Annotated in this window: 14 protein-coding genes; 8 read left to right on the forward strand and 6 right to left on the reverse strand. The window is 63.7% G+C overall.

Features of this window, described 5'->3' with window-relative positions; translation table 11 throughout:
• Positions 1 to 97: 97 nt before the first annotated feature.
• Positions 98 to 553: a hypothetical protein gene (locus tag EXW95_RS19745; RefSeq protein ID WP_174369214.1), complete on the reverse strand. Its 456-nt coding sequence runs from the start codon at positions 551 to 553 to the stop codon at positions 98 to 100.
• Between the two features lie 83 nt (positions 554 to 636).
• Here EXW95_RS19745 and EXW95_RS19750 point away from each other — a divergent pair, with 83 nt between their 5' ends.
• From EXW95_RS19750 to EXW95_RS19765, 4 genes are all read left to right on the forward strand, one after another.
• Positions 637 to 960 (forward strand): hypothetical protein, encoded by a 324-nt coding sequence (locus EXW95_RS19750; RefSeq protein WP_174369215.1) that lies wholly within the window; start codon positions 637 to 639, stop codon positions 958 to 960.
• A 432-nt stretch (positions 961 to 1,392) separates the two neighbouring features.
• On the forward strand, positions 1,393 to 1,704 hold the full coding sequence (locus EXW95_RS19755; protein WP_174369216.1) for a hypothetical protein: 312 nt from the start codon (positions 1,393 to 1,395) through the stop codon (positions 1,702 to 1,704).
• A gap of 18 nt (positions 1,705 to 1,722) precedes the next feature.
• Complete coding sequence (locus EXW95_RS19760; protein WP_174369217.1) at positions 1,723 to 2,829, forward strand: hypothetical protein; 1,107 nt, start codon at positions 1,723 to 1,725, stop codon at positions 2,827 to 2,829.
• Positions 2,830 to 2,948: 119 nt separating this feature from the next.
• On the forward strand, positions 2,949 to 3,794 hold the full coding sequence (locus EXW95_RS19765; RefSeq protein WP_174369218.1) for a transposase: 846 nt from the start codon (positions 2,949 to 2,951) through the stop codon (positions 3,792 to 3,794).
• A gap of 21 nt (positions 3,795 to 3,815) precedes the next feature.
• On the opposite strand, the gene EXW95_RS20390 is transcribed toward EXW95_RS19765, so the two are convergent.
• On the reverse strand, positions 3,816 to 4,499 hold the full coding sequence (locus tag EXW95_RS20390) for a hypothetical protein (protein WP_217449541.1): 684 nt from the start codon (positions 4,497 to 4,499) through the stop codon (positions 3,816 to 3,818).
• A 42-nt stretch (positions 4,500 to 4,541) separates the two neighbouring features.
• Between EXW95_RS20390 and EXW95_RS19775 the strand changes: the two genes are divergently transcribed.
• The 4 genes from EXW95_RS19775 to EXW95_RS19790 all read left to right on the forward strand — a co-directional run bounded on the left by EXW95_RS19775 (position 4,542) and on the right by EXW95_RS19790 (position 8,494).
• Positions 4,542 to 4,844: a hypothetical protein gene (locus EXW95_RS19775; protein ID WP_174369219.1), complete on the forward strand. Its 303-nt coding sequence runs from the start codon at positions 4,542 to 4,544 to the stop codon at positions 4,842 to 4,844.
• On the forward strand, positions 4,796 to 6,412 hold the full coding sequence (locus EXW95_RS19780) for an ISL3 family transposase (RefSeq protein WP_174369220.1): 1,617 nt from the start codon (positions 4,796 to 4,798) through the stop codon (positions 6,410 to 6,412). The genes EXW95_RS19775 and EXW95_RS19780 overlap by 49 nt, the downstream gene beginning before the upstream one ends.
• 387 nt (positions 6,413 to 6,799) lie before the next feature.
• Positions 6,800 to 7,480, forward strand: coding sequence for a hypothetical protein (locus tag EXW95_RS19785; RefSeq protein WP_174369221.1), 681 nt, complete (start codon positions 6,800 to 6,802; stop codon positions 7,478 to 7,480).
• Between the two features lie 12 nt (positions 7,481 to 7,492).
• The gene (locus tag EXW95_RS19790) at positions 7,493 to 8,494 is read left to right on the forward strand and encodes a tetratricopeptide repeat protein (RefSeq protein ID WP_174369222.1); all 1,002 of its coding nucleotides are present in this window, start codon (positions 7,493 to 7,495) and stop codon (positions 8,492 to 8,494) included.
• A gap of 42 nt (positions 8,495 to 8,536) precedes the next feature.
• On the opposite strand, the gene EXW95_RS19795 is transcribed toward EXW95_RS19790, so the two are convergent.
• The 4 genes from EXW95_RS19795 to EXW95_RS19810 are packed head-to-tail and all read right to left on the reverse strand — an operon-like array spanning position 8,537 to position 10,786.
• Positions 8,537 to 9,415 (reverse strand): IS3 family transposase, encoded by an 879-nt coding sequence (locus EXW95_RS19795; RefSeq protein ID WP_174366293.1) that lies wholly within the window; start codon positions 9,413 to 9,415, stop codon positions 8,537 to 8,539.
• Positions 9,412 to 9,681, reverse strand: coding sequence for a transposase (locus EXW95_RS19800; protein ID WP_174366294.1), 270 nt, complete (start codon positions 9,679 to 9,681; stop codon positions 9,412 to 9,414). The genes EXW95_RS19795 and EXW95_RS19800 overlap by 4 nt, the downstream gene beginning before the upstream one ends.
• A gap of 50 nt (positions 9,682 to 9,731) precedes the next feature.
• Positions 9,732 to 9,947, reverse strand: a complete 216-nt coding sequence (locus EXW95_RS19805) for a hypothetical protein (RefSeq protein WP_174369223.1) — start codon at positions 9,945 to 9,947, stop codon at positions 9,732 to 9,734.
• Positions 9,914 to 10,786 carry a C2 family cysteine protease gene (locus tag EXW95_RS19810; RefSeq protein ID WP_174369224.1) on the reverse strand — a complete coding sequence of 291 codons (873 nt, stop codon included), beginning with the start codon at positions 10,784 to 10,786 and terminating at the stop codon, positions 9,914 to 9,916. Before EXW95_RS19810 ends, EXW95_RS19805 begins: the two co-directional genes overlap by 34 nt.
• Positions 10,787 to 11,315 lie beyond the last annotated feature (529 nt).

An 11,315-nucleotide genomic window follows, 5' to 3' on the forward strand; every position in this document is an offset into this window, starting at 1 on the left:
ATGCGTGACTGCGAACTGCAGGGCCGCTTCGAGTTCAGGAGCGACTGCCTGCAGCGTACCGGCCCGGTCACCTGCCCGTGTGCCCACGCGGTCGCGGTTACGCGCAGGCGTCCCTTCCGGCGGCGGTACTCATGTACCGCGCGTCGGGTTGGATGCCCACGCGGGTCAGTTCCAGGCGGTCGGCGTCCCAGCACGCGCCGATGGTGGGGTCGGCGCTGAGCTCGCCGAGCTCGTGGCGGGCGCAGGCGCGGGCGAGCAGGTCCACCTGCGCGTCCGTCAGCGGCAGGCGTGCCCGCCAGGCCCGCACGAGCGTGGCGGCCCGTTCGCCGTGCCCGGTGTCGTACCACTCGTCGTGCCGTTCGGCGTCATGGAACCACGCGAAGTACCGCGCGACGCTCACGTCCCCGCCCGACGCGGCGGCCAGGCGCTCGGCGTGCGCCTGCACCCGCTCCCAGTGGGCAGGACCGTGAATGGAGTGCCGACCCAGACGGAAGTGGCGGGTCAGGTCGTCGCGCAGGTCGTCCGGGACCGTCAGGGCAGGGGAGGCTGTCATGCCCGGCAGGATAAGCGCACGGCGTTGAGTTTCAAGCACCACCGCGCGGGGCGTTGGCCGGAAATCACGCTACCCTCGGGGGCATGGCGACGCGACCGGCACACATGACCCGCATGGCCCCGGTGCATGGCGACCTGGCGGACCTGCCGTTCGAGGCGGCGTGCGTGGAGATCGCCTCGCGGCACCGGCTGAAGGAACCGTACGCGTTCCAGTTGGCGCCGGGTGGGGCAGTGCATCTGGTGCGGGTGTCGGACGGTGCGGCGCTGTGCGGGCGTGGACCGCGGGTGTACGCGGGGGCGGCGCAGGTGACGGGACCTCTGACGTGCCGGGCGTGCGTGAAGGCGGTGGCGCGGCGACTGCGGGGCAGTGTGGGGCGGCGGGCGGCGCGGGTGACACCGACCCGCTGAAGGGAGCCCCCCAGTCCGTCCTGGGTCTCAGTGGCATGGAAAGGCGAGAGACATCTGACGGGTCTGTAGAAGTGGGTCTGCCGAGTGTGGTCATTTTGAGCTGACCGGACGTCGGCTTGCCCGTAGACTGCATGGCCGGGAGGCCCATCATGACGTTCGTCCACCGCCCCACCACCCGCAAGCGCGCCCAGACGGTCGCGAAGTTGCCACTGATCCCTGCCCCGTCCGCGGGGAGAAGCAGCGATCGGAGGGCCCGGCACACGGTGCGTCCGGTCACGGCGCAGCGGCAGGTGGGGCGGGCGCCGCTCAGGGCGACCATGCTTGACGGGGAAGAGGTCCAGCACGGCTCCAGCAGGAACAGTTGGCGGTGCAGGCGCAGCTGGGAGGTCTGCTCGCAGCGCCGCCAGCTGCCCCGGTGGCCCGTCCTGTCCGGTGAAGCCCGCAACTCCAGACGAGTGGTTGACGGTGCTGTGGCGCCGGGCCGAGCAGATCGAGGGGCAGTGTCTCGACGTGCGGACGTTCGGGGCATTCCAGACGCTGCAGCGGCAGGACGCGCAGCAACTCACACAGGGGTTCCGGGTCGACCGGGGCGACCCGAGTGCCCGATACACCAGTCAGGGGGAGCGACCTGCCACCCTGCAGCGCCTCCAGGCCCAGGATCAGGCAGCCCTGCACTTCGGGATCGACGCTGCGCTGCGTGAGCTGGGTGACCAGAACGCGGCGCGGACGACCTGGTACGCGTGAACAGGTGTGAGGGGCGGCATGATCGAAGAGCTGTTACGCAACATGGAAGGCCAGGCTGATGCCCTGCGAAACCTGAAACTTCAGCCCTTGACGCCGCAGGAATGTGCGGTGCATGTCCGGCAGGCCCACTGGAGCGAAGTGCCCCTGTGCAAGCGCGTCGTTCGCTTCGGGGAACCGCTGGTCTACTCCCTGCGCATTCAACCGGACCGCCCAGCGCAGGACTGGGCAGTCGTTGCGACCACCCTGGAGACGCGCGGTGGCATGACTTACGCCTCCTCACGGCGAACGTTCCTCAGCAATTACCTGCTCCGGGTATACGGCTTTGGCGGCCTGATGCCTGCTGATTATGATGATGTCCTGAGCCTGCAGCAGACGGTGTTTGGAACCGATGACCGTGTGCTGGCCACACTGGAAGACTTGCGTGATCGCGTCCTGCCTGAATATGAGGCGCTGGACGAGCAGGGCGAAACGCTGACCGATCAAGCAAAAGGAGCTGCCCTCAAGCAGATTGATCCTGACCCTCAGCATGTGCTCTTCCGCGACTTCCTCAGCGGCCTGATGGAGCATGGTCCTCTCGAAGGACCGCTGCCGGATTTCGGCCCCTGGCACAGTTGGGCGTCCCTCACGCGGCGTTTGGCCTTACCGCATCTGGACACGCTGCCGGCCTCGCGCAAAGACCTGCTGGCCTTTGATGTGGTGCAGCATCTTCCTCAGTTTGATGGCTGCATGGTGGCTGGATTTGGCCTGCGTCACTGCGAGCCATTGCCACCAGCTTTTTTGGTCAATGTTCCTCAAGACGCCGTGGGCCGGTTCGAATTCGAGCACCTCATCGCGCCTGAGCATCCTTATTGGCAGGATGACATCGCCCGGCATCTCCTCCAGCGACAGGCGGAAGCTGGAGACGGGTACGACGGGTTGGCGCATGTTGAAGCCGCTGCGCTTTATGATGAGGATCGAAACGACGCCGTGCGGTCTTACCACGCTCTGGTCGCTGGGACCTTTTGGGCGGCAGAGCATGCGGGTGTCGTCCTGCGTCCTGCGCTGGAGGCGGCCATGCATCTGGCTGAGCGACAGGACTGGCACGATGTCCAGCAGAGTCTGCAGTGGACTGCCGCGCGGCTCTGAACTCGAGTGCAGCGTATCTGCCGCCGAGTGGAAGGCAACTGGAGCCTGCCTCTGAAGTGACGTGTCAACCTCGGGTGCTAGGGGGTAGCGACGGAACAGGAGAAAGCGGAAGCTCCGGTATGCCTACCAAAGAACTTCCGCTCCATCAGCATACCGTCATCGACCTATTCATCATCATCTACGTCTACGTCGACGATTACCTCAAGGCCGCTGCACGCAGCGGCCTTTTCACGCTCCCGAACGAGCCGCACCAAAAGGGCAGCTACGCTGAATTGATGACCATTGCGCTCGTCGGCGATTTGCTCGCACAGCCCTCGGCACAGCAGTGGTACGCCCAGGTGCGAGCCACGTATGGCTTCCTCTTTCCCGTCCTTCCGGATCGCACGCGGTATCTGCGGATTCAACAGAATCTCGAACGGATCTACGCGGATCTCGCGTTGCGCCTGCCCCACTTCGACGACGACACGGTGTACGTCATCGACAGTAAGCCGCTGGTGTGTTGTGTCGGAGGGCGGCACAAACGGCCCAGAGCGATGACCACGGCCACCAGTGGCCGTGGTGGACAGGGAGGATACGGCAAAACGGGGTTCTTTTACGGCTTCAAACTGCATGCCGTGATCGACGATCACGGCATGCTCGTGCGCTTTGCCATTGTGCCAGGTCGAGAAGGTGACCCACCGGTGGCACGAGCACTCCTGGAAGTTCAGGAAGCCAGACTGGTCCTTGGGGATCGGGGATACCAGGGATGCGGCGTGTATGCGCAGCCGAAGAAGAACTTCAAACGACCGCGCCCCTGGTGGGGCGCGATGCGGTGGGTTCGGAAGACCATCGAGACTGTTTTTTCTCGGCTGGATCGTTCATTTCACTTGATGTTGCCGCAACTGAATTCAGAGCGCTCCATCCGGGCGCATGTGTGTCGGAAGGTTGCGGCACACAACCTGGGGCTTTTTTTCGGGGCATTCTGATTCCCTGGTAGTTGCCTGGAACTATGCCCGACAGGAGACGCCCTGCGGCTGTGAGAGCCAGTCCCGCACCTTCCAGACGTAATTGGTCAGCCCGATGGTCATGGCCGGTGTGCGCTGGAGATACAGCTGACGTCCCTTTGGGACGTCGAGCTTGCTCCGCAAACCTCGTTGAACTCGGCACCAGTTGTAGATTCCCTGCACCAGATGAGCCAGGCTCTCCCGGTGAATCCGCAGCCTCGCGAACGCGAGGCTTTTCCTCGCCAGGTGCGGGTTCATCCGCCGTGCCGTGGCATTCTGACGCTCCACAGCCGAGGTGTTGGGCTTGTGGTAACCCAACCGGTGCAACTCCTCGTTCACGCGAACCTGAGTGCCAGCCGCGATCTCGGTGCGCACGTTCACGACGCGCTTCCCGGAATACTCCTTGATGATCCGGACATGGGCCGCTGAACGCGGGATCCGGTAGGCGGTCTTCGGGAATCGACCACGCGATCCCTGTCTCGCAGGTCGATACGGCCTGCCGAACACTTCAGGGAACAACGTCTGGTACGACAGAAACCCATCGGTGAACAGCACGAGTCCATGCGGATCTGTCAGGCGTGCTCTGGCGTGCTTGAGGAGCGACTGGGTCAGGGCCGCAGTGCGCTCGCCGATCTCGCCCTGGATCAGGAACTTGCTGCTCGGATCGATGACAGTCGCGTCCCACACGGACTCCTTCTTACGCCCGACGAATCCGTAGCGTTCGTCCGCTTGAATGCTCGTGACCTGAAGGTCACGAGCATTCAGGTCGTGGAGGTGTCGCGCGTGGCTTCCGGCAACGCGGACGATGCGCGCGACCGTGGTGCGGTGACAGCCGACCAGGTGGCCCGTGGTGACGAAGCTGTTGCCGTGGGTGACATGCTCGACGACGGAGTCAACGGTGTCCTGGGAGCAGTGTCAACGGCGCCGAAAAATTGGGTCTTCGCAGCTCTTGGTGAAGCGAACTCAGGTGGCCATACTCAGGAATGGACGTGTCTGTTTGCCTTCCGAGTGCTGGCGACCTCATCCTCCTGAGTACCCAGACCAGTCCTCACGTCGTCTGGCTCAACGTCGAGAGCCGAGCGCGCTCGGCTCTCTGTCCGCAGTGTGGGCGGCCGTCCAGCCGCCGACACAGTCACTACGTCCGCGTTCTCAAAGATGTCCCCCTCCTGGACCGTCGTGTCCGGTGGCACCTGACCGTTCGGAAATTCTTATGCGATGTGCTCGAGTGTCCACAACGCATCTTCTGCGAACGACTCCCGCGGGTCACGGCTCCCTGGAGACGGATCACTCGGCGCCTCGAACACCAGCAGCGCCTAACGGCGCTGGAAGCTGGGGCGCAAAGCGCCGCCCGTATCCTCAAGAAACTCGGCAGCGGGGCCAGCGCCAACACGCTGCTGGCGCGCCTCCGCAGTCCAGTCATCCCGAAGCATGATCGGCCCATCCGCATCCTGGGCATCGACGATTGGGCCTGGCGCAAAGGGCAACGGTACGGCACGATTCTCGTCGATCTGGAACGCCATCAGGTCGTCGATCTGCTCGCAGATCGAGATGCAGCGACGCTGATCGACTGGCTGAAGCAGCATCCAGACATCGAACTGATCACGCGCGACCGCTCCACAACGTACCAGGAGGCCGCCACCCTCGGCGCGCCCCAGGCGGCTCAGGTTGCGGACCGCTGGCATCTCGTCAACAACGTCCGCGAAACCCTGGAACGCTTTCTGCTGCGTCGCTACGAGACCTTCCGTACGATTGCTCGCACCCTCCCGAGCTCACCGGCCCCCGCCTCGCCCCGACCAAACCCTGCAGCATCGCCGCTCTCCCACAGTGACCCGATCCCCTCCAACGTCGGGCCGCCGACGGCGCGCCAGATGGAGCGGTTCGCAGCGGTTCAGAACAAGTTGAGGGAGGGCATGCCGGTCAAGCAGGTTGCTCGTGAGGTCGGCGTTGCCCCTGGAACCGTCCGAAAATACCTGCACCTGGACAGTCATCCCGGCAACGCGCGACCTCGACACCGACCAGGTGAACTCGCGCCCTTTCACGTCTGGCTCCAGCAGCAATGGGCAGCGGGCGCACGTCAGGCCACTGCGCTGTACACGCAGTTGCGAGCGATGGGCTATGGCGGTGGCTACACCGCTGTTCGCGAGTACTGTCGCCTGCTGCGACTGAGCGACCCTGCATCCGTCCGGCCCTGGGTGTGCCCGTCGCCCAGGACGTTGTCCTGGGCCATGCTCAACCCCACGCTGATCCGTACGCCGCAACTCCTGACGCTCCTGGAACGCCATGCGACGGAACATCCGGATGATGCCAAGGTCACGGGACTCTTGATCGAAGGCTGGCACCTGTTCAGAGGGATGAAGTCAAGACCGCTGAGCGCATGGCTGACTGCCCTGACTGAGAGTGGCGTTCGGGAGCTGCAGACGTTCGCGGTCGGTATCGACCGCGACTACGATGCTGTCCAGCGTGCGTTGGAAACGCCCTACAGCAACGGGCAAGTAGACGGACAGGTCAATCGGCTCAAGACAGTGAAGCGGAGCATGTACGGCCGGGCAAGGCTCGACTTACTGCGGGCGCGGGTCGTGTATCGGTCTGGCCTGGCCTGAGTTCGCTTCACCAAGAGCTGCGAAGACCCATTTTTAGGCCGCCGACGACAGCAGCGGGCATTCCAGTAGGGCGTGCCTTTGAGTTCACTGAATTCCGCACTGCACACGGTGCACTTGAGGAGTCGTCGACGGTGAGGTCCGTATCGTCTGCGGAGCTTGATGGTGCCGTGTTGCGCGTGATGCTGGGCTGGACAGGCGGGGTTCTGACAGACGAAACTCTCGAGTGGGAGCTCTTTTGACACGTCCGGGGATAGGCCCCGGACGCTCCCATTTCAGTGGTGTCGGGCATGGTTCCAGCCAACTACCACCTACAAAGACATCCTGAAAAAATGCAATTACGCGCTTGGGCACATCGTTGTGGCGGGCTATACCGCCAGGGGAACCCTGGTGCGGCGCAACTTCAACGTCACCCGGGACAATGCCCTCACCATTTTCTCCAGCGGCCAGGGTCTCGTGGTTCGGGAACAGCTGAAGTTGCCCATTGTGGACGTTCAGGGGCGGGAGATCCGGTCAGGCAACTCGAGCCCCCTGAGTCAGCATGACCTCCTGCCCAAAGTGACGCTGGATGTGGCGCCCACCATCACCGTGGCTGACGCGGACGAGCTCAAGCGCTTTATCAACCAGGACCTGGCGCCCGCGATCAATGCCAAGGGCTACACGGATTCCCTGCATAAGCACTCCGAACAAGTGTTGTGGCAGATGATGCGCTTCCGGCAGGCTGAAATCGCAGCCGTCATTTCAAGCCTGGGCATCGTTCGAATCACGGAATTCCGCGTAGATATTCACAGCGAGCGGGAAATGTGCGGCATGTGCTCGGCCACCAGCAATTTCATGATGGCCAATCTCTCGACCCATTTGCCGGCCATTCACGAACTCCTGGCAAAATCAGGCCGGGACAGTCGACGCCCGTCAAGCACGCAGACGCTGGTGACGTCGTCCCACAATTTCCCGAATCGGGCGCCGTCCGTCCCCCCGTTTACCTCGGGGATCACCACCCGGGCGCACACACTTGACCCGCAGAATCCTGCGCCTCCTCGAGCGAGTGCCGTAACCGATTTCGACGACTAAAGGATTTCACCCATGCCAGCATCCTCACCTGCCCTGACCCCTGACGACTGGACTCAACGCTTCCACACCGCCTGGCAGCAGCAGCAGTTTGACCAAGCTCGCGGCGCCGTCATGGCTGGCCTTCAGGAGTATCCGGACCATGTACCTCTCCTCGTCCGGGCGGGCAAAGCGCTGCTGCGGGACCGCAGCTATGACGAAGCGGAATTTACCCTGCGCCGCGCCCTTGAGCTGGCGCCGGATGACTATGAAGCCCTGTACCAGATGGGTCTGATTCAGGCCGAGCGGGGCCACGTCTACGGGGCGTTGGCCCAGTTCGACCGTCTGGCCACGCTGTACCCGGGTGACCCGGAGGCCCTGACTGTGCTGGGGTACGCCTGGACGCTCGAAGGCCATCCCGACCGTGCGCTGGCGATCCTGGAGGCCCTGCATGACGCCGCGCCAGACACGCAGAAATTTCAGGTGGGTCTGGCGCGCGCTCTGATTGGTTTGGGGCGGTACGCTCAGGCCCTGCCTCTTCTGGAGACGGTGGTGGCCCGCAAGCCGACCATGCAGGCGGCCTGGCTGCTGCTGGCGGAGGCCAACTTGGGCTTGCTCCGCCTCGAGCCAGCGCTCGAGGCGGCGGAGCAGGCATTCGCTCTGAATCCAGAGGTCCCTATGGCGCTCGTCTGGGCGGCCCGCGCCCGTCTGCATGGGGGGGAGGTTCCGGAAGCGCAGCGCCTCCTGGAACGGGCGCTGGCGCTCAACCCTGCGACCACCGAGGCGATGATCGACCTGGCGCAGCTCCTCTGGTGGGGGTACGAGGACCTGGAGGCGGCGGAGCAGGCGTTCACGCTGGCCGTGCAGAACGCGTCACATCATGGGGGCGCCCGCGCGGCGCTGGCTCGATTCCAGCAGCGAACTGGCCGGGGCATCCCAGACTGGGCCGCGCTCATGGGAGAAGCGGAGGCCACCCCCCACAATCACCGTCTGCCCTTCCTGCTGGGCTGGCCCCAAAGTTTGGACAGTTTCGAGTAGAGACTCGGCTCAAGAGCAGGGTACAACATGGGCTCTTTCTGCTTACCCAGGGGACGGTCTGACGTCCACATTTGCGGTGCCCTGTCCGCAAAGGGGGGCGGCAGGCCGCCCCCTGGCCTGCTGAGCAAAATCGTCAGGGGTTCGGTAGCCCAGCGAGGAATGCGGTCTTCTGGCGTTGTAAAAGTTGCGATAGCTGTCCAGGACGACACCGGCGTGCCGCGCCGAGTAGAACACCTCCAGATTCAGACATTCCTCCCGCAACCGAGAGTGGAAACTCTCAGCGAAGCCGTTCTGCCACGGTTTCCCTGGCTGAATGAACCGAGTGCCAACGTCCTGAACCGCCAGCCAGATCCCCAGGTCGCGGGCGATGAACTCCGGGCCGTTGTCGCTGCGGATGAATCCTGGCGCGCCACGCTTGGCAATGACCTCGTGCAGGACGTCCTTCACGTCCATGGACGTGAAGGACTCCGCCACCCGCAACGCCAGGGACTGACGGGTGAACTCATCAGTCAGCGTCAGGATCTTCAATGTCGTCCCCTCCAGGGTCTGATCGAAGAGGAAGTCATACGTCCACACGTGGTCGGGGTACGCAGCCTGCATGGGAACACCCGCTCCCGTGCGGATCTTCTTCCGGCATCTGGTATTGACCGTCAGGTGCTCTTCCCGCCAGATGCGCCGGACCTTCTTCCGGTTGATGCGATGTCCCTCCTGGACGAGCAGCGCGTGAATGAACCGGTACCCGCGTCGAGGATGCACAAGGGCCAGTTCGCGAATGTGCTGCCGGAGATCCCCATCGTGACGCGGCTTCGGACGGTAGTACCAGGTGGATCTGGGAATGCCCACCAGGAGGCAAGCCCGTTCGGGCTTGACCTGGGCGGCGACGAGTTGCCTCGCTGCCGCCCGTCTCTCGGCGGGCGTCACCGCTTTTTCTGGATCACGTCCTTCATGGCATCGATTTCCAGGCGCTGCTGCCCAACAATTTTCAGGAGGCGGGCGTTCTCCTTCTCCAGACGACGAAGCCGTTTGGCTTCGTCGGGCGCCGTATCGCCGTATTTCTTCTTCCAGGCGTAAAAGGACGCCGGACTGCAGCCGAAGTCACGGCACAGGTCCTCGACTGACTTCTCGCCCTTTTTGGCGTCCTGGAGCAGTTTGATGATCTGATCTTCGCTGAACTGCCGGTTTTTCATGGGGGCCTCGCTTCCCAGCCTACGGCTGGCGGGGGGGCGAGCCTGACTCTCTACTTCATCCCGTCCAGTTTTCGGGGGGCAGACCACGCCGAGACAATGTTGTTGTACTTCGAGGCGATTGCGTTCTGCTTCTCGGTCAACGTCCCCGTACTCGCAATGGTGGGCTTCTCGTCGGCCGCCCGAAGGTACTGGAGGATCTCCGTCTGCGGCACTTCAGGAAGAGCCTCCTGCGTCAACATCGCGATGCCGAAGTAATTCTCCAGCACTTTCGCGGAAAAGCCCCCTGCCCCGCCGTGTCCGCTCCACCGACCTCCTTGATGAAGGCCTTCTCGATGATGAGCGGCCAGAGGTCATTGACTTTGACAGCCCCCACCGGGTCTGGACTGCCCTTGGGGAAGGCGAAGTTGTTCTGGATGGTGACGAACCGGTCCTTGCGCGGCACGGCATTCATGCTGGAGTAGACCTGCCCCAGCACGGGCTTCTGGGAACTGAACCGGACCGTGATCGAGCCGTCCTTGTTCTGGGTGATCATCTGTTTGATCATCTCGGGGTTGGTTTTGGCGACGGCCGCCATGCCGGCGAGCAGGTAGCAGTCGCCCAGCGAACCTTGCATGATGTCGCCCGGGGTGATTCCCGAGGACTCACCGGGCTTTTTCACGTACAGCCGGCCTGAGATCTTCCTGAACTGCAGCGTGGCCGTGCTGGTCTGCAGGCTCTGCTGGACCCGTTCGGGTGCAAGGTGATCCGGAGCGGACAGTGTGTTCAGATCCGTGAGCACGTCAGCGGGTGTGGTGTGCTTCTGCTCACGCCGCCGCGCCTGAGCCGGTATGGGGTGGGCTGCGCCAGGTGTGTGAGGTGCGGGCCGTGTCATCGTCTTGCGCGGGGCGGCGGACGGCTGCGGCGGTGCGGACCGTACCGTGACCGCAGCGGGCGTGGTGGTCTGCACGGTGACCGTCTTCACCTGTTGACGCGCCTGAACCGGGCTGGGGCGGGCTGCGCCGGTCGTGGATGGACCGGACTGCACTGGCGTCTTGCGCGGGGCGGCCTTATGCGATGTGGTCGTCTTGGACGGCGAGGTGGTTCTTTTCGTCTGCGGGTCGAACATAGTCCTTCACATGAGCAGCGAGGGATGAGCCTGGACGGCAACTGACCATCAGCCTAGAAGGAGCGCGGGCCGTCCGTTGCCGCAAGTGCCCCAGGCCCTGCCCGAATCGCCCCGTTGTCCCCTCAGGTTTCTTGGGTACATGTTGAGGCTCGATCACGCAACACTTCGTCAATGGAACGCCGTCCTGGTTGAGCAACTGCGCCACCGGGTGGAGGGCACGACCGCCCGTGTGCTCGTGGCAGCCCGTTCAAGGGGCCGCGCGGGGCGTCTGCGGAGTCCAGACGCTGATTGCAGTTGGTCGGCCTTTTACGGGCCAGCTGTGCGCCCCTGTGGAGGGGAGAGGGGACGGGGTTCTCCTCACCGCCATTCACGGTGAGGCAACGCAGCTCTGGGCAGAATCCAAGCGGGCTGCGGAAAGTTGAGCGGCCATCCTCTGATTGTTGATTGTTCTTTTTGAAAAAAGATCTTTAAAAAGATTGAATGATCATCATCAGGGCCGGGTTGCATTCGCGTGCTGGACGGCATTCAG

The sequence above is a fragment of the Deinococcus sp. JMULE3 genome, from assembly GCF_013337115.1.
Lineage (GTDB): Bacteria > Deinococcota > Deinococci > Deinococcales > Deinococcaceae > Deinococcus.